This window comes from Lysobacter firmicutimachus, assembly GCF_037027445.1.
Taxonomy (GTDB): domain Bacteria; phylum Pseudomonadota; class Gammaproteobacteria; order Xanthomonadales; family Xanthomonadaceae; genus Lysobacter; species Lysobacter firmicutimachus.
This window is the reverse complement of record NZ_JBANDL010000002.1, coordinates 4226711-4245000: the sequence shown is the minus strand read 5'-3', so window position 1 is coordinate 4245000 and position 18290 is coordinate 4226711. Positions and strand designations below refer to the sequence as shown.

Sequence of the window (18290 nt, the reverse complement as noted above, 5' to 3'; positions counted from 1 at the left end):
ATGGAAGGGCCATCGCTCAACGGATAAAAGGTACTCCGGGGATAACAGGCTGATACCGCCCAAGAGTTCATATCGACGGCGGTGTTTGGCACCTCGATGTCGGCTCATCACATCCTGGGGCTGTAGTCGGTCCCAAGGGTATGGCTGTTCGCCATTTAAAGTGGTACGCGAGCTGGGTTCAGAACGTCGTGAGACAGTTCGGTCCCTATCTGTCGTGGGCGTTGGAGATTTGAGAGGGGCTGCTCCTAGTACGAGAGGACCGGAGTGGACGAACCTCTGGTGTTCCGGTTGTCACGCCAGTGGCACTGCCGGGTAGCTATGTTCGGAAGCGATAACCGCTGAAAGCATCTAAGCGGGAAGCGCGCCTCAAGATGAGATCTCCCGGGAGCTCGACTCCCCTAAAGGAACCATCAAGACTAGGTGGTTGATAGGCAGGGTGTGTAAGTGGAGCAATCCATTGAGCTAACCTGTACTAATGATCCGTGTGGCTTGACCATATAACCTCAAGTGGCCTTGGACTCGACGACGCGTCGACACTCCATTCCCAACACTGACTCGCTACATTCCAATCTATTCGCCGACAACGCCGAAATCCGCGTTGAAAGCAACCAACGAGAGCGTGTGCGCTGCTTCTTTTCAGCGAAGCTTGCGACCCTCCACCCTCTCCCTGGTGATAATAGCTGTGTGGAACCACCCGATCCCATCCCGAACTCGGAAGTGAAACGCATACGCGCCGATGGTAGTGTGGCTCAAGCCATGCAAGAGTAGGTCATCGCCAGGGGCTTTACCCAGAAGGCCGGATCCCAACAGGATCCGGCCTTCTTCTTTTGGCCCACACAAAACAATCGACGCCCGCGCATAACCTGCTAGCCACCGGCTCGCAATCAGTTTGGCCGCTTCAAGACGATCGACCCGGGGAGGCGCCGACGCAGCGCGCTCGCCAGCGATCACCGACTTTGGACGGATGCACGCCAGGAAGAGGGCGAGCTAGACTTGCCTCGAGTTGCCCATAGCGATCCGCGCGTCGGAACCTCCGTATCCGGCGACACCGCGGGATACGCCAGCTCCAAGCGAGCAAGGAGAAGCACGATGAAGTTCACAATCACCGGCAAGGTCCGCCGCTAAGTCGGCGCTTGCGGTTGCGGGCGAAGCCCGCGCCGCGTCCGGCCGATCGATCGCCGCCCGGGGCTGTTCTGGCCCTGGATCGCGCGCGCTCGTCCGCCGCCTCACTCCCCGTATCCGACTACTCGGCGCCCGTTGGCGCCGCCGGCCCTCGCGTCCGTGCCCGTGCCCTCCGGCGCAGGCGCGCGTCGCGCGCGGGAGTCTTTCCAAGTTCGTAAAGGCGTATCGCCATGATGATCTTTCGTTGGTTCGAATCCTTGATCGATCCGTTCCGTCCGGCCCCCGAGGCCATGCCCCCGCGCACGGTCGCGGCGTTCTATTGGCATTTCATCCGCCAAGCCTGGCCGGTATTCGCAGTGCTGACCGTGGTCGGTTTCTTCGTCGCCATCGTCGAGGTGGTGATGTTCGACTACCTCGGCAAGGTAGTGGACCTGGTCAACACCACGCCGGCTGCGGAGTTGTTCGCGCGTCACGGCAGCGAGTTGCTGTGGATGGCGGCGGTGATGCTGATCGCACGGCCGCTGTGCCTGGGCCTGCACGACCTGTTGTTGAACCAGACCGTGCATCCGAGCATGACCAACCTGGTGCGTTGGCAGACCCATCGCTACATGCTCAAGCAGAGCATGAGCTTCTTCCAGAACGACTTCGCCGGCCGCGTCGCCAACCGGATCATGCAGACCGGCCCGTCGTTGCGCGAGTCGACCACCCAGGCCTTCGATGCGCTGTGGTACGTGGTCGTCTATTCGGGCTCGGCGATCTATCTGTTCGCTCAGGCCGATGCGTGGCTGGCGGCGCCGCTGGTGGCCTGGATCGTGGTCTACATCGGCCTGCTGCGCTACTTCGTGCCGCGGGTAAAGCAGCGCTCCTGGCGTGCGTCGGATGCGCGTTCCAAATTGATGGGGCGCATCGTCGACGGTTACAGCAACGTCGCCACGCTGAAGTTGTTCGCGCACTCGCGACGCGAGGAGCAATACGTGGCCGAGGCCATGCTCGAGCAGACCCAGCGCTCGCGCGACATGACCCGCATGACCACGCTGATGGGCGTCAGCATCACCGCGCTCAACGGTCTGCTGATCGTCGGTACCTGCGGCCTGGCGCTGTGGCTGTGGCATCGCGGCGCGATCAGCGTCGGCGCGATCGCGTTGGCGACCGGCCTGGTGATCCGGATCCACAACATGTCGGGCTGGATCATGTGGACGGTGAACGGCATCTTCGAGGACATCGGCACCGTGCAGGACGGCATCGAGACCATTTCGCGGCCGCTGACCGTCGTCGACCGGCAGGACGCTCAGCCTTTGGCCGTGCGCGAAGGCAGCGTGCGCTTCGAGAATGTGCACTTCCACTACGGCCAGGACAGCGGCCTGATTGCGGACCTGGACTTGACGGTCAAACCGGGCGAGAAGATCGGCCTGGTCGGGCCCTCGGGCGCGGGCAAGTCGACCCTGATGAACATCCTGTTGCGCTTGTACGACCTGGAACGCGGCCGGATCCTGATCGACGGTCAGGACATCGCCGGCGTGACCCAGGAAAGCCTGCGTTCGCAGATCGGCGTGGTCACCCAGGACACCTCGCTGCTGCATCGCTCGATCCGCGACAACCTGCTGTACGGCCGTCCGGATGCCAGCGAGGAGGAGATGTTCGCAGCGGTGCGGCGGGCGCGGGCGGATGAATTCATTCCGCGCTTGATCGATGGCGAAGGTCGCGAAGGCTACGACGCTCTGGTCGGCGAACGCGGGGTGAAGCTGTCGGGCGGTCAGCGTCAACGCATCGCGATCGCGCGAGTGCTGTTGAAGAACGCGCCGATCCTGATCCTCGACGAGGCGACCTCGGCGCTGGATTCGGAGGCCGAGGCGGCGATCCAGGACAGTCTGGAGACGCTGATGGAAGGCAAGACGGTGATCGCGATCGCGCATCGCCTGTCGACCATCGCGCGGATGGACCGGCTGGTGGTGATGGACCAGGGGCGCATCATCGAGACCGGCACCCACGAGCAACTGATCGCGCGCGACGGGCTGTATGCGCGGCTGTGGAAGCGTCAGACGGGCGGGTTCGTCGCGGTCGAGGCGTAACTCTGCCTCGTCCCAGCCCGATCAGCTTTGCACGTCCTTCCATCGCCGCAAGCGGGAGAGGGGCGCTAAAGGATCGAACAGATCCTACGAAGTCGCCGCTGCCGCACCCTTCTCCCGCTTGCGGGAGAAGGGGCGGGTGAGGGCGCGTGGGCGATTGACGCCCTCGGCTCCTAGCCACTCTGCACTGGCTTGGGTCGTGGTGAGCGGGGAAAGGATCGGATGCGTCGTTGCTCGGGGCGAAAGCAACCAAGAACGCCGAGGTTCAAAACAAGGAGCCGGTCGTGCCGGGGCCATGGCCTTCGTGTTTGCGCCGCTTGCGCACCCAGCCGCCGACGCCGGAGGGTTGGTGGCCCGGCGGCGTCGGTGCGGGCGGTGTCGCTGCCGCCGGTCGGGTTGCGGAGGACGTGCGTTCGCGTGTCTGCCGATGGGCGTTCTCGGCCATCGCCTTGAACTGCCGTTCGCGCTGCAGCCACAGTTCGTCCATGCTCGGATCAGCGACCAGGGCCGCGGCGCCGAGATCGGCTTCGCTGGCTTCGTCGGGGATGTGCTGGAACGGAATCCGCATCGGCGCGGCGCCCTGCGCCAGCGCGTCCTGCATCGCGCCGAAATACAGGCGGTTATTGCCATAGCGCTGGTTGATCTGGTCGAGCACGCGGGTCAGTTCGCGCGAGCGCTGGCGTTCGGAAAACAGCGAGGCGGTCTCGCCGGCGTTGGGCTGCAGGTCGATCAGCGATACCGCCACCGACAGCGGCGGGTGCCGTTTGACCGGCCAGCGGCCGCTGGCGGCAGCGCGCAGCAGCGGCTCCAGCGCACCGGCCATCAGTTGCAGCAAGGTCGGCGTGTCGTCGAGCGCAGCGAAGGACAGATCCCGGCTGTAGCGCTGTTCGCGACCGACGAAACGCACGTGCAGGCTCAGGCCGCGCGCCTGGCATTGCTCCTGCCGCAGGCGCATGGCGGCCTTGGCGAGCAGTTTGAACAGCACCGAGCGCATGCCTTCGGCCGTGCGCATCTGCGGGTCGAGCACGTGCGAATGACCGACCGAGCCCACGGCGCTGCGTTGCCGCGACGGCGGCTCGATGCCGCGCAACTGGGCCCAGAAGCGTTCGCCCTCGATGCCGCCCCAGATCGCCTTGAGCCGTTCGCGCGGCGCCGCGGCGAGTTGTTCGACGCTGTCGATGCCGGCGTCGTTGAGGCGTTGCAGCATCGACGGGCCCACTCCGCACAGATCGTGCAAGGCCAGACCATGCAGTGCCCGCGGCAAGTCGTCCAGTTCGATCACGGTCAGGCCGTCGACCTTGTCGAGATCGGAAGCGGTCTTGGCCAGGAAGGTGTTGGGGGCGATGCCGATCGAGCAGCGGATCGCCGGGCTGAGGCCGCGGTCGATCAGGGTCTGCTTGATCTTTCGCGCGATCGCGACGGCATTCTCGCGCTGGCGTTCGCGGCCGATCAGCCGACAGGCCACCTCGTCGATCGACAGCGGCTTGCCGTCGATCGGAATGCAGTCCTGGATCGCCGCGATCAGGCGATGGTGCAATTCGACATAGCGCGCCGGCCGCGCCTGGACGATCCGGATGTCGGGGCACAGCCGCAGCGCCTCGTGCACCGGCGTGCCGGTCTTGACCCCGTGGACCTTGGCCTCGCGGCTGGCGGCGATGCAGCAGGTGGTGGCGGCCATGACCGGCACCACGCCGACCGGGCGGTCGCGCAATTCCTCCCGGTCGAACTGCTCGACCGAGGCGAAGTAGGAATTGAAGTCGACGAACAGGCAGCGCAGGGTCATGGCGGCCAGCCACGCATGGGGAGTCAGTATGGTTCCGGACGGCAATCCGCGCATCCGCGGCCGGACCCCTGCGCGACGCCCGTTCGATCCTGCCGGACGGGCATCTCAGGCGATGAGATCGCTTGTGGAATCAAATGGTTAACGCGGGCGCCGCCGCCCGCGGTTCATCCGGCGCGGCCGACGGCTTGGTAGATCGCCGCCAGCGAGTAGCTCTTGCGCCCGCTGCCCGCCAGCACCTGCCGCGCCGGCTCGGGATCGATGCCGCGTTCGCCGGCCAGGCGCCGGATCAGCGCATCGGCCTCGAGCGGCCGCAGCTCGCGCACCTGGGCATGGGCGAAACAACGCCCGGGCCGGACCAGGGCGTCGTCCAAGTCGCCGACGTTGGGCAGGTTGGTGGAAAAGACGATCTTGCGTCCCTGCGCCCGCACCACGCCGTCGGCGATGGCGAGGAAGCGATGCAGGTGCTCGTTGCCCTCGGCGCGCGGGCGCAGCAGATGATCGGCGTCCTCGACCACGAAGGCATGATCGTCGCCGGTGATGAACTTGACGTAGATCTCGTCGCACTCCAGCGCCTTCTTGTCGCCAGTGTACAGGGCCTGCGCGTTGCCGTCGTTGCGACGCGAGATCTCGCCGAGAATGGCGCGGATCAGCCGGGTCTTGCCGGTGCCGGGTGGGCCTTGCAGCACCAGCACGGTCTCCTTGGCCCGCAGATAGCGGTCGATGAAGCCGGCGACGTTGCCGATCTCGGGGTAGGCCTCGTCGATCAGCACGTCGTCGGCCAGTTCCTCGATGCTGGCGCTCTGCAGTTCGCCGCGGCCGGTAAGAAAGTGCCAGTCGATCGAGAACATCGGTTCGCGGATGCGTACCGCCTCGACCCGTTGCTGCAACTGCTGGATGGCGTTTTCGGCGCGCCCGACCGAATCGGCCCAGATGGCGAAATAGAACGAGCAGTAATCGGCCTTGCGGCTGACGTCGACATCGACGAACACGCCTTCGCCGTCGAGCACTAGGCTGTGCCCGTCGATGCGATGCGCGCGATAGCCCAGGTTGAGGGCGATGTCGTCGAATACGGCGTCGACGCCGGCGCGGGCGGCCAGGCGCAGCGAACGGCGGATCGGGTAGCGGCTGACGCCGCGTTCCAATGCGTCGGCGAACCGGGATTTCAGCAGTAGGGACGGGAAGTCCCAGATCTGTTGGCTGAGGCTTGCGCTGTAGCGCTGGGTTTCGGAGTTCATGCGGAAGTGGGCGCTTCGCCCGGGCAGGGGCCGCGGCATCCATGGCCGCGGCGTGGGCGCGGGCCGGCATGGCCCGCGCGGTGAAACGGTGGTGTCGGGTTTACAGCACCAGCGGCGGCTCGCCGCCGACGATGACCACGTCGGCGGGGCGGCGCGCGAACAGGCCGACGCTGACCACACCGGGGATCTGGTTGATCGCCGATTCCATCGCCACCGGATCGGTGATCGCCAGGCCGTGGATGTCGAGGATGACGTTACCGTTGTCGGTGACCACGCCGTTGCCGGCGGCGTCCTGGCGCCACACCGGCTGGCCGCGGGTCATGGCCAGGATCTCGCGCGCGACCAGGCTGCGCGCCATCGGAATGACCTCCACCGGCAGCGGGAAGCGGCCGAGCACGTCGACGCGCTTGGCCGGATCGACGATGCAGACGAACTTGGCGCTGGCTTCGGCGATGATCTTCTCGCGGGTCAGCGCGGCGCCGCCGCCCTTGATCAGGCGCTTGTGCGGATCGCATTCGTCGGCGCCGTCGACGTACAACGACAGCGGTCCGGTGGCGTTGAGGTCCAGCACTTCGATGCCGAGCGCCTGCAGCCGCGCGGTGCTCTGCTCCGAGCTCGACACCGCGCCCTTGATGCGCTGCTTGACCCGGCCCAGGGCCTCGATGAAGTAGGCGACCGTGGACCCGGTGCCGACGCCGACGATCATGCCGTCTTCGATGTAGTCGATGGCTTTTTCGCCGGCCAGGCGTTTGGATTCGGACATGGGATTGGGAATTGGCGATTCGGAATTGGGGATCGGAAAAAAAACGGAACAGAGCGAGCGCGATTCGGTCGAGGCGGAACCGCTGTTGCGAATCCCGAATCCCCACTCCCGAATCCCGGCCTCACTCCATGGACAGCAACAATTTCCACTGCGCCGCTGTCACCGGCAGCACCGACAGGCGGTTGCCGCGGCGGGTGAGGGCGAAGTCTTCGCCGAGGTCGTCGGCGCGGGCCTTGATCTCGTCCAGGGCGATGGTGCGCTTGAGCTTGCGCTCGAAGGCGACGTCCACCAGCAGCCAGCGCGGGTCCTCGCGCGAGCTCTTGGCGTCGTAGTAGTCGGACTTGGGGTCGAACTGGGTCGGGTCCGGATAGGCTTCGGCGGCGATCGTGGCCAGGCCGACGATGCCGGGCACTGCGGTGTTGGAGTGATAGAACAGCACGCCGTCGCCGACTTTCATGCCGTCGCGCATGAAGTTGCGCGCCTGGTAATTGCGTACGCCGTTCCAGGGTTCGACGCCGACGCGTTGCAGGTCGTCGATGGAGAAGGTGTCCGGTTCGGACTTCATCAGCCAGTAGCGGCGGCGTGCGGTCATGCGGAACTCGGTCAGGCGAACAGAGGGGAGCGATGGTCGTGGGTCGCGCTCTCGGTGCAGACCGCATCGAGGGCGACGTCCCAGTCGGCGGCGTCGAGCGCGTCGACGCGCTGCAGTTCGAAGGCGGCGCCGACCAGCCATGGCGGCGCCGGGCCGCGTTGGCGGAAGGCGAAGCTGCGATCGTACCAGCCGGCGCCCATGCCGAGCCGGTGGCCGCGGCGGTCGAAGCCGACCAGCGGCACCACCACCAGGCTCATCTGCTCGGGCTCGAGCAGCGAGGTCGCGGCCAGGTCCGGTTCGGGAATGCCGTAGCGGTTCGGGCTGAGCGCATCGCCCGGGCGCCAGGGCGCGAATCGCAGGCGCAGATCGTCGTGCAGCACCGGCAGGCAGTACACGCAGTCCGGCGGCAGGCGCAGTTGCCAGGCGTGAAGGGCGATTTCGCCGTCCATCGCCCAGTAGCCGGCGACATAGCCCGAGCGCGGCGCGAACGGCAAGGCCAGCAGGCGCGCGGCCACGGCTTGCGCACCGGCGATGCGGGCGGGGGCGGCGAGATTGCGCCGTTGCGCGCGCAGATCGCGGCGCAGCGTCGTACGGTCGGCCGTCATTCGGCGCTCGGTCCTGGTTGGGGGCGGCGCACGGGCCACAGAGAAACGGGCGCGAGATCACGCTGGGTGACGTCGCGCCCGTTCCGGGAAAAGTAGTCCTCCGCCAATGACGATGCGTGCGAAACGACCTTGAACCCGGGGTTCAAGTGGGGACGCTTGGCGGCCTTCGGGCTTCCCGCTGCGAGGCGGACTTGCACTCCGGGCCTCCGTTGCGCCCCCGTGGTCGTCATTAAGGGACAAGGCGAATGTTTGCGCACGCCGTCGCGCACAGCAGAGGACGTGCGCGCAGTATAGCGCGCATGCCGCGCCGATGCGGCCCCCGCTCGTCGGCGATGCTGCGTTGCGATTCATGTGCTCGATGCGCGCACGCGCGCGGATGAACGGGACGGAGCGCAACGACGCCGCAAACGGCGATCAGCGGATCGCCGCGTCGAACAGGCTGTCGAGCTTGCGGTGCAGCTCGTCGAGGGTGCGCGAGAGTTCGCGATCGCGCTGGTCGCCTTCGCCACGCAGCTGCTGCAGTTCGTGGGCGAAATTCAGCGCCGCCAGCACCGCGACCCGATCCAGCGCGGCCATGCGGTTGCTGCCGCGGATCTCGCGCATCTTGCTGTCGAGCATGCGCGCGGCGGCGAGCAATTCCTCGCGCTCGGCGGGTTCGCAGCCGACGGTGTACTCGCGATCGAGCAGGCGGATGCTGACGGCTTCGCTGGTCATCGGTGCGTTCAGGTGTGCTGTTCGAGCGATTTGAGGCGCGCGATCATCGCCTCGACGCGGGTCCGGGCCTGCTCGTTCTTGGCCAGCAGGGCGGAGCGTTCGCCGACCAGTTGCTCTTGCTGCTGGCGCAGGCTGCGGTTTTCCTCGCTGAGCCGGCGCACGCGCTCGCCGAGCTCGTCGACGCGGGCGACCAGCGAGTGCAGTTCGGCGATCAGTTCGGCGCGATCCATTCCGGCACGATGGCAGGCCGGGGCGGGGGCGGTCAAGGCGGTTGTCGGGATTGGGGATTCGGGATTGGGTCGGTGCGACCGGGCAGCGGGAGATCCGGCGGGGCAGGGCGCGCAGCGTTCGCGCCCCCCGATGCGACGCGGTTGGGGCAAGCCACCCTGACTGGGGACAGAAGGCCGGAGACTGCCGATCCCCAACCCAACCCAACCCCGAGCCCGGCCTCATCCGCCGCCGTCGCCGCGGCTAACGCCGCGCCTACCCAGGGACAGCGCCCCGGCTTTTTGCCAATCCCGAATCCTCAGTCCCCAATCCCGGCCTCAACGAACCGCCCGCACGCTCTGCGGCGGCTGCCACTTTTGGATGAACGCCAGGCAGTCGTCGGCCTCGAGCGGGCGCGCCAGCCAATAGCCCTGGATTTCGTCGCAGCCGTGGTTGCGCAGGAATTCCATCTGCTCCTCCAGTTCCACGCCCTCGGCCACGACGTTCAGGCCCAGCGAGTGAGCCATGGTGATGACCGTGCTGGTGATGGCCTCGTCGTCCGGGTCGCGGGTCAGGTCGCCGATGAACTCCTTGTCGATCTTCAGCGTGTTGATCGGCAGGCGCTTGAGGTAGGCCAGCGAGGAGTAGCCGGTGCCGAAGTCGTCCACTGCCAGGGCCACGCCGAGTTCGCGCAAGGCCTGCATGATGTTGGAGGTGTGCGCGGCGTTGGCCATGACCACGGTTTCGGTCAGTTCCAGCTCCAGCCGCCACGGCGGGATGCCGCTTTCGCTGAGCGCGCGCGCCACCATTTTCGGCAGGTCGCCGCGCAGCAACTGGATCGCCGAGACGTTGACCGACACCGACAGTTGGTCCAGGCCGTGCAGGCGCCATTGGCGCAAGCGGCTGCAGGCTTCGCGCATGGCCCACTCGCCGATCTCCAGGATCAGCCCGCTCTCCTCGGCCAGCGGAATGAACTGCGAGGGCGGGATGTTGCCGTACTCGGCGCTGTTCCAGCGCAGCAGCGCCTCCACCCCGGTGATGCGCGCTTCCGGCAGCGACAGCCGCGGCTGGAACACCAGGCGCAGCTCGTTGCGGTCCAGCACCTTGCGCAGCGCCGCGGAGATGGTCGCGCGCTGGCGGATCTCGATGTCCATCGCCTCGGTGTAGCGCATGAACGTGCGCCGGCCGGCGGCCTTGGCCTGGTACATCGCGGTGTCGGCGTGCTTGAGCAGGTCGGTCGGCACCTGGGCATGGTCGGGGTAGAGGCTGATGCCGACCGACGGCGAGATCGCCACGTCGTGGCGCTCGTCGAAGTCCAGCGGCGCCTCGAAAGCCTTGATCAGCCGGCGCGCGACTTCCTCGGCCTGTTCCGGGGTCTCCAGGTTTTCCAGCACCACGGTGAACTCGTCGCCGCCGAGGCGGGCGACGGTGTGTTCGGCGCCGACGGTTTCCTGCAGGCGCACCGCCGCGGCGCGCAGGATGCGGTCGCCGGCGGCATGGCCGAGCGAGTCGTTGATGTCCTTGAACCGGTCCAGGTCCAGGAACAGCAGGGCGATGCGGTGGCCGTGGCGGCGCGCGCGCACGATCGCCCGCGACAGCCGTTCCGACAGCAGGGTGCGGTTGGGTAGGCTGGTGAGCGTGTCGTAGTTGGCCAGGTAGCGCAGCTCCTGTTCGGCCCGCTTCTGGTCGGTGATGTCGGTCAGCACGGCGACGTAGTGGCCGCGCTGGCCGCTGCTGTCGAGCACGATCGAGGCCTGCAGCCAGCACAGGAATTCGTTGCCGTCCTTGCGCTGCTGCCAGATTTCGCCCGACCAGCGGCCGCTGCGCTGCAACTCGTCGCGCATGTCGCTGTAGAACTCCGGATCGTGCTGGCGGCTGTCGAGCAGGCCGGTGGTCTGGCCGATGACCTCGTGCTCCGGATAGCCGGTCATGCGCGAGAACGCCGGGTTGATCGAGACGAACACGAAGTCGCGGTCGAACACCGCCACCGCTTCGGCCATCGAGCGCAGCACTTCGCTGGAGATGCGCCGTTCGCGTTCGGCGCTGCGCACCGCGGTGACGTCGCGGCCGGTGCCGGCCACGCGCACCGGCTGGCCCTCGGCGTCGCGTTCGACCACCCGGCCGCGGGCGCGGATCCAGCCCCAGTCGCCCTTGGGCGTGCGCATGCGGTGCTCGGACAGGAACAGTGCGGCGTCGCCGTCGAGGTGCTTGCGCAGCAACTCGCTCACCCGCGGCAGGTCGTCGGGGTGGATCTCATGATCGTCGGCGACGTCGGCCTGCACGCCGATCTCCGGCGAGGCCGCGTTCTGGTCGTCGACGCGCATGCGATGCAGCTCGCGCCGCTTGAGGTCGTAGTCCCAGAACTGCTCGCCGGAGGCCCACAGCGCGAGTTTCAGGCGTTCCTCGCGCTCGCGGATCTGGGCGAAGTAGCCGCGTTCGCGTTGGCGCGCGCGGTGCCAGCGCCAGCCGAAGCCGAGCAGCAGGGCCAGGGCCGCCAGGGCGGCGGCGGTGATCGCCAGCGGGTGCCGCCACAGCGGCGGGTCGACGCTGACCGGGATGTGCAGCTCCTGGGTGTTCCAGACCCCGTCGCGGTTGGTCGACTGGGCGCGGAACAGGTAGCGGCCCGGCGGCAGGCGGGTGTAGGTGATGTCCTGGCGTGGGCCGTTGTCGACCCAGTCGCGGTCGAAGCCTTCCATGCGGTAGCGATAACGCATGCCGCTGTTGGGGCCGTAGTCGAGCGCGCCGATGCGCAGGCGCAGGATGCCGGCGCCGTCCGGAATCTCGAGCTGGGTCGACTGCCACAGCACGCTGGCGCCGGCGCTGGTGTCCGAGCCGATCCAGGCGCCGAGCAGACGCACCGGCGGGGTGTAGCGCGAGTCGGCGATGCGGGTCGGGTCGAACAGGTTCAGGCCGCGCACGCCGCCGAAGGCGAGCCGGCCGTCGTTCAGGCCGGCGACCGCGCCGGCATTGAACTCCAGGTCTTGCAGGCCGTCGGCCAGGCCGTAGCGGCGCACCAGCGAGGCGCCGCTGTCGAAGCGCAGGATGCCGGCGTCGGTGCCCAGCCACAGCCGTCCGGCAGGGCGCTCGGCGATCGAGAACACCACCGGCACCGGATGCTCGCCGAGCACTTGGGCCAGCGGGTGCTCGAAGCGGATTCGGCCGTCGGGGAATTCGACCACCCGGCTCAGGCCGGCCTGGGTGCCGACCCAGACCGTGCCGTCGCCCGACTGGTGCAGCGCTCGGACGAAATTGCCGGGCAGGCTGTCGGCTTCGTCGATAGCGTGACGGTAGTGGCGCAGATAGCCGCTGGCCGGATCGAGCAGATCCAGGCCGTCGCCGGTGCCGATCCAGACCCGGCCGCGGCGGTCTTCCAGCACCGCGTTGACGCGCGGGTGGCTCAACGCCCTGGGATCGCCCTCGCGGTAGGCGTAGCGGACCACGGCGCCGGTTTGCGGCCGATAGTGCAGCGCGCCCTGGTCGTCGCTGCCGAGCCAGACGCTGCCGTCGCGACCGAAGCCGATCGCGCGCAGGGCGATGTCGTTCTGGCCGCCGAGGCCGATGCGCTCGATCCGGCGGCTGACCGGGTCCAGGCGCAGCAGGCCGCGGCCGGTGGCCAGCCACAGCTTCTCGACCGCGGTGACCGGGGCGTTGGCCGGGCGCGGTTCGCGTGCGATCGCGGCGATCCGGCGCGCCGCGAGGTCGGGCGGCAGCAGCGCGGTGATGTCTTCGAAGCGGTCGTGGCCGAGGTCGTAGCGGCGCAGTCGGTGACTGTCGGTGGCGATCCACAACGCCCCGGTCTCGTCCTGGGCCAGGCCGCGGATGCTGGCGTCGGAGGCGACGCCACCGTCGTGGTCCTGCAGATCGAGTACGTAGCTGAAGCGGGTGCCGCGCGGATCGGCGACCGCGACGCCGCGGTACTGGCCGCCGGCCCAGAGCAGGCCGCCGTGGTCGATCATCAAGGCATCGATGGTGTCCTCGGGCAGGGTCGCGTCGATGCCGCGCTCGGCGTGCACGCGCTGGGTCTGGCCGCTGTCGGGGTCGTGCCGGTACAGGCCGTTGCCGTAGCCGGAGATCCAGATCCGCCGGTCCGGCGCCTCGACCAGGGCGCGCGCGTCGCGCAGGGCGGCCAAGGCCTCGTCCTCGACCTTGACCAGGATGCCGGTGCGGCCGTCGAGGCGGTACAGACCGTCGACGGCGCCGGCCCAGAGCCGGCCGCGGCGGTCGATCAGCAGGCTGCGCAACGGCTTGCCGGCGCCGATCCGCTCGACTTTGCCGTTGGCCTGGATCCGGTGCAGGCCGGCGGCGCTGGCGAACCAGGCGCTGCCGTCGCGGGCCTGGGCCAGGGCCTGCCACGGCGATTGCCGGGCCAGGTCGCCGGGCAGGGCCAGGATCAGCTCGCGCGCGCCGCTGCGCGGGTCCATCCGTTCCAGGCCGGCGAGGGTGCCGATCAGCAGCGAATCGCGCCAGGGCAACAGCGAGACCACCTGGCGCCCCGCCTGCGAGTCGGGCGGTTCATAGCGATGAATGCTGCCGCTGGCCAGGTCGAGCCGGGCCAGGTACTCGGAATGAGTGCCGATCCACATCGCCCGTTGCCCGTCCAGCGCCAGGGCGGTGACGTAGCTGTCGGGCAGGCTGGCCGGGTCGCGCGGGTCGTGGCGATAAGCGACGTAGCGCTGACCGTCGTAACGGTGCAGGCCGCCCTGGGTACCGACCCAGACGAAGCCGTGCACGTCCTGGGCGAAGGCGGTGACCGAGTTCTGGCTCAGCCCCAGGTCGCTGCCCAGGCGAGAGAAATAGAAATCGCGGGTGGTCGCCGCGGCAGGTTGCGGCATCGCCGCCGTGCACAGCAGCAGGGCGGACAAAACGGTGCTCAGCAGGGCGGCGGGGAAAGAGGAACGCACGGACACCGTCGCGGGAGACGCAAGAGCCGCAGTGTAGGCAGGCGCCGATGGCGGCAACAAGCGTTGCGGCCCGGTTTCGCGCCCGATCTCACGCCAGGGCCCGACGCGGCGCGGCGGGCGCGGATCGGCGGGTTTGGCGCAGATTGGCGGAATCGCCGGTTCCGTCGCTGCGGCCCGCACGCGGCCGCGCCGGCGCGCCCGCTCCGGCCCGGCGTTGTTAAACTGCGGTCGACTCCCCCGACCTGAAGCCTGTGGCCGCGACCGAACTGCCTGCGTTGTCCGACGTCGATGCCGAGAGCCGCCGCCTCTCCCTCGGCGCGTCCGCCTCCGAACTGCATGGCGCCTTGTGCGGCTGGTTGGCCGGCGGCGGCGCCTCGGTGCGCGAATGGCCGGCCAAGGTGCTGGCCGACGAGGCCGTGGCCACGCCGGAAGAGCGCGGTCCGCTCGACCGCCTGCGCCTGGCCAGCGCGGCCCAACTCGGCGATCGCAGCTTCGGTTTCGACCTGCTGCTGCCCGACGCCGACGCCTCCCTGTCCGAGCGCAGCGGCGCCCTGTTCGACTGGTGCCGCGGCTTCCTCGGCGGCTTCGGCCTCTCGGCCGGTTCGGCGCCGACCCTATCGGAAGAAAGCCGCGAGGCCCTGGGCGACCTGGCCCGGCTGGCCGCGGCCGCGCCGCAGGACGATGGCGACGAAGAGGACGAAGAAGCGTTGACCGAAATCGAAGAATTCGTCCGCATCGTCGCCCTGCTGTTGCACGGCGACGTGGCGATGGCGGCCCAGCACCGGCAGCGGTTGAACTGACATGCTGACCGCGTTGACCATGCCGGCCAAGGCCTATGCGCGGCGGCGCAAGCAGCTGATGGACATGGCCGGCGACGACGCGATCGTGATCGTGCCGTCGGCGGTGGAACGCATCCGCAGCCGCGACACCCATTACCCGTTCCGCCAGGATTCCGACCTCAGCTATCTGACCGGCTTTCCCGAGCCGGAGGCGGTGCTGGTGCTGGTGCCCGGCCGGCGCCACGGCGAGACCCTGCTGTTCTGCCGCGAACGCGATGCCGAGCGCGAAGCCTGGGACGGCCCGCGTTTCGGGCCGGAAGGGGCGGTCGAGGCGTTCGGCCTCGACGACGCCTATCCGATCGCCGACATCGACGACATCCTGCCGGGGCTGCTGGAAGGCCGTTCGCGGGTCTACTACCACTTCGGCCGCGACGTCGAGTTCGATCTCAAGCTGATCGGCTGGCTCAACCGGGTGCGGGCGATGGTGCGCCAAGGCGCGCAGCCGCCGCACGAATTCCTCGAACTCGGCCATCTGCTCGACGAATTGCGCCTGTTCAAGGACCGCGACGAGCTGCGTTTCATGCAGCGTGCCGCCGACATCAGCGTGCTCGCCCACGAGGCGGCGATGGCCGCGGCGCGTCCGGGCCTGCACGAATACGAGTTGCAGGCCGAGATCGAGGCGGTGTTCCGCCGCCACGATGCCGAGTCCGCCTACGGCAGCATCGTCGGCGCCGGCAGCAACGCCTGCGTACTGCATTACCGCGCCAACAACGCGCCGATCCGCGACGGCGAACTGGTCCTGATCGACGCCGGCGCCGAGTACCGCGGCTACGCGGCCGACATCACCCGTACTTTCCCGGTCAACGGGCGCTTCACGGCGGAGCAGCGCGCGCTGCACGATCTGGTCGGCGCGGCGCAGGCGGCGGCGCTGGCCCAGGCGCGGCCGGGCGTGCCCTACGAGGCCGGCCATCTGGCCGCGGTCGAGACCCTGACCGAAGGCCTGCTGCGGCTCGGCCTGCTCAAGGGCAAGCTGGAAAAGAATCTGGCCGAGGGCCATTACAAGCGCTTCTACCGGCACAAGACCGGGCATTGGCTGGGCATGGACGTACACGACGTCGGCGAGTACCGCATCGACGGCGAGTCGCGGTTGCTGGAGCCGGGCATGGCGTTCACCATCGAGCCGGGCCTGTACGTAAGCGCGGACGACAGCACGGTCGAACCGAAATGGCGCGGGATCGGCATCCGCACCGAGGACGACGTGGTGGTAACCAAGGCCGGCTGCGAGGTGTTGACCGATCGCCTGGCGCGCAGCGCGGACGAGATCGAGGCGTTGATGGCGCGCCGGCGCGCGGCCTGAGGCGGGCCGGGCTGCCGAAGCGAGACCAAGCCCTAGAACAAGAGCGAGGGCAATCCCCACTGGCCCTCTTTTGCAAAGGCGGGAACAGCTTGGGCGACGTATGCGCCTTGGGGTGGGGCGGCGCAAGCCGCGACAACCGCGACGATGCACGCGAGCGCAGTGACCGAAGCCTGGACTTCAGGACCTTGCGCCGGTCACTCCCGTGGGAGCTTGGCCTTGGCAGGCGGCCGGGTACTCACCGCTTCGCTGGTCGCGGTCGATGATCGGAGGACACCCCTGCGGCCCGCCGCTCCTCCGGTACAGCCGCAGGCGGCTACTCCGACTCCGGCCCCATGCGCTGCATCGCCAATTCGACGAAGCGGCTGAGCTTGGGCAACGGCTGGCGGTCGCGCGGGTACAGCAGGTGCACCGGGCGCGGCGGCGGCAACTGATCCTCGAGCAGGCGCACCAGGCGGCCGCTGGCGAGGTCGTCGGCGAGCAGGACTTCCGGTTGCAGGACGATGCCGCATCCGGCCACCGCGGCGCGGCGCAGGGCTTCGCCGTGGTTGGTGGCGAAGTTGCCGTGCAGTTGCAGCGGCTCCGGGCCCAGCGCGTCGAAGCGCCAGCCGGCGTTGCGGTGCCACAGCAGGTGATGCAGGCAGTTGTGTTCGGCCAGGTGCGCCGGCTCGGTCGGCGTGCCATGGCGGCGCAGATAGTCCGGCGAAGCGCAGACGATCATCCGGTAGGGCCGCAGCGGGCGCGCGGTCAGATGATCGGAGTCGGCCAGCGGGCCGATCCGGATCGCCACGTCGAAGGCTTCGGCGATCAGGTCGGACAGGCGGTCGGCCAGCACCAGTTCGACCGAGACCTCGGGATAGCGCTGCAGGTATTCGGCGACCACTGCGGCGACCGCGCTGCCGCCCAGGGTCAGCGGCGCGGTGACCCGCAAGCGGCCGCTGGGGCGGGCGTCGTCGCGCAGCCGCTCGGCCACCGCTTCGGCCTGCCGGACCTGGTCGAGAATGCGCCGGCAATCGTCGAGGAACGCCGCGCCGACTTCGGTCAGGCGCTGCTTGCGCGTATCGCGCTGGAGCAGGCGCGCGCCGAGGTGCTGTTCGAGCTGGCGGATGTGCTTGCCGACCATCACCGCCGACAGGTCTTCGGCCTCGGCCGCGGCGGCGAAGCTGCCGGTGTCGGCGACGGCGACGAACACGGCCATGCTGCGCAGCTTGTCCATGGGCTAACCGCTGGTTAGGGGTGCGCGAAATCCTAGCGCATTCACCGGCGCCGGCCCGGCGCGCAGACTGGCCGCTGTTCCCTCACTTGGACTCGCCCTCATGAAGATCCTCCTCGTCGGCGCCAGCGGCACGCTGGGCCGGGCCATCGCCGAACGGCTCGCGCCGAAGCACCAGATCCTGGCCGCCGGCCGCAGCAGCGCCGACTACCCGGTCGACATCACCGACGACGCCAGCGTCGAAGCGCTGTTCGCGCGCACCGGAAAGCTCGATGCGATCGTCTCGGCCGCCGGCGTGCTGCACTTCGGCCCGTTGCCGGAGATGCGCCCCGAACAGTTCGCGATCGGCCTCAACGACAAACTGCTCGGCCAGGTGCGCCTGGCCCTGCTCGGCCAGCACCACCTCAACGATGGCGGCTCGATCACCCTGACCAGCGGCATCGTCGCGGACGAGCCGATCCGCGCCGGCGCCAACGCCAGCGCGGTCAACCGGGCGCTGGAGGGCTTCGTCCAGGGCGCGGCCTGCGAATTGCAGCGCGGCCTGAGGATCAACGTGGTCAGCCCGACCCTGTTGACCGAGTCGCTGGAAGCGTACGGCGATTTCTTCCCCGGCTTCGGCACGGTGACCGCCGCGCAGGCGGCGCTGGCCTACCAGCGCAGCGTCGAGGGCGTGCAGAGCGGGCGGGTGTACAAGGTTTGGTGATCCGCGCATGGCGGTCGCGCCACCGCTCCCTGCAGGAGCGGCGTCCCACCGGGATTTCCTTCGGTCACAAGCCGCGACCGCGCTGCTGCGGTCTCGCGCCGTTTGTTTTTCGAAGGCTTCAAAGCCATCTCGCCCTTCGCCGTGTCTTTGTCCTGCGCCCTTGTAGGAGCGGCGTGAGCCGCGACCAAGGGACGCGCAGAGGAGTCAACGCCTCCGCCATCTATCGAAGCCCGAAATCATCGCTGTAGGAGCG

At 68.6% G+C, this 18290-nt stretch carries 13 protein-coding genes, 2 rRNA genes and 1 other RNA gene (1 of these 16 cut by a window edge); 6 read left to right on the top strand and 10 right to left on the bottom strand.

The genetic code is table 11. The features are described 5' to 3' along the window. From V2J18_RS18365 to V2J18_RS18355, 3 genes are all read left to right on the top strand, one after another. Window positions 1-497 (top strand): 23S ribosomal RNA (locus tag V2J18_RS18365); it begins 2368 nt to the left of the window's first position. Window positions 498-666: 169 nt separating this feature from the next. Continuing rightward, window positions 667-781, top strand: a 5S ribosomal RNA gene (gene rrf, locus V2J18_RS18360). 577 nt (window positions 782-1358) lie between these two features. Next, window positions 1359-3191 carry an ABC transporter ATP-binding protein gene (locus V2J18_RS18355; protein WP_141233449.1) on the top strand — a complete coding sequence of 611 codons (1833 nt, stop codon included), beginning with the start codon at window positions 1359-1361 and terminating at the stop codon, window positions 3189-3191. 262 nt (window positions 3192-3453) lie between these two features. Here the strand turns inward: V2J18_RS18355 and V2J18_RS18350 are convergent, their stop codons facing one another. From V2J18_RS18350 to V2J18_RS18310, 9 genes are all read right to left on the bottom strand, one after another. Further along, window positions 3454-4971, bottom strand: a complete 1518-nt coding sequence (locus V2J18_RS18350) for a DNA polymerase Y family protein (protein WP_336132540.1) — start codon at window positions 4969-4971, stop codon at window positions 3454-3456. A 164-nt stretch (window positions 4972-5135) separates the two neighbouring features. After that, entirely contained in the window at window positions 5136-6206 is a 1071-nt protein-coding gene (locus V2J18_RS18345) for an AAA family ATPase (protein ID WP_336132539.1), read from the bottom strand. A gap of 100 nt (window positions 6207-6306) precedes the next feature. Further along, window positions 6307-6969 carry a ribose-5-phosphate isomerase RpiA gene (rpiA, locus tag V2J18_RS18340; RefSeq protein ID WP_064747716.1) on the bottom strand — a complete coding sequence of 221 codons (663 nt, stop codon included), beginning with the start codon at window positions 6967-6969 and terminating at the stop codon, window positions 6307-6309. 121 nt (window positions 6970-7090) lie between these two features. Further along, a complete protein-coding gene (locus V2J18_RS18335) occupies window positions 7091-7561 on the bottom strand; it encodes an EVE domain-containing protein (protein ID WP_336132538.1) in 471 nt (156 codons plus the stop codon). Window positions 7562-7572: 11 nt separating this feature from the next. After that, window positions 7573-8166, bottom strand: a complete 594-nt coding sequence (locus V2J18_RS18330) for a 5-formyltetrahydrofolate cyclo-ligase (RefSeq protein WP_064747714.1) — start codon at window positions 8164-8166, stop codon at window positions 7573-7575. 93 nt (window positions 8167-8259) lie between these two features. Continuing rightward, window positions 8260-8446: non-coding RNA, 6S RNA (ssrS, locus tag V2J18_RS18325), on the bottom strand. Window positions 8447-8580: 134 nt separating this feature from the next. Further along, window positions 8581-8880, bottom strand: a complete 300-nt coding sequence (locus tag V2J18_RS18320) for a cell division protein ZapA (RefSeq protein WP_064747713.1) — start codon at window positions 8878-8880, stop codon at window positions 8581-8583. Window positions 8881-8888: 8 nt separating this feature from the next. Then, the gene (locus V2J18_RS18315; RefSeq protein ID WP_064747712.1) at window positions 8889-9110 is read right to left on the bottom strand and encodes a TIGR02449 family protein; all 222 of its coding nucleotides are present in this window, start codon (window positions 9108-9110) and stop codon (window positions 8889-8891) included. 315 nt (window positions 9111-9425) lie between these two features. After that, window positions 9426-13988, bottom strand: coding sequence for an EAL domain-containing protein (locus V2J18_RS18310; RefSeq protein WP_336132537.1), 4563 nt, complete (start codon window positions 13986-13988; stop codon window positions 9426-9428). 251 nt (window positions 13989-14239) lie between these two features. On the opposite strand from V2J18_RS18310, the gene V2J18_RS18305 reads away from it, so the two are divergent. Next, window positions 14240-14788, top strand: a complete 549-nt coding sequence (locus V2J18_RS18305; RefSeq protein ID WP_336132536.1) for a UPF0149 family protein — start codon at window positions 14240-14242, stop codon at window positions 14786-14788. Window position 14789: 1 nt separating this feature from the next. Continuing rightward, window positions 14790-16124 (top strand): aminopeptidase P N-terminal domain-containing protein, encoded by a 1335-nt coding sequence (locus V2J18_RS18300; RefSeq protein ID WP_336132535.1) that lies wholly within the window; start codon window positions 14790-14792, stop codon window positions 16122-16124. A gap of 313 nt (window positions 16125-16437) precedes the next feature. Here the strand turns inward: V2J18_RS18300 and V2J18_RS18295 are convergent, their stop codons facing one another. Beyond that, a complete protein-coding gene (locus tag V2J18_RS18295; RefSeq protein WP_336132534.1) occupies window positions 16438-17337 on the bottom strand; it encodes a LysR family transcriptional regulator in 900 nt (299 codons plus the stop codon). A gap of 100 nt (window positions 17338-17437) precedes the next feature. Here V2J18_RS18295 and V2J18_RS18290 point away from each other — a divergent pair, with 100 nt between their 5' ends. Beyond that, window positions 17438-18037: a short chain dehydrogenase gene (locus tag V2J18_RS18290; RefSeq protein WP_336132533.1), complete on the top strand. Its 600-nt coding sequence runs from the start codon at window positions 17438-17440 to the stop codon at window positions 18035-18037. Window positions 18038-18290 lie beyond the last annotated feature (253 nt).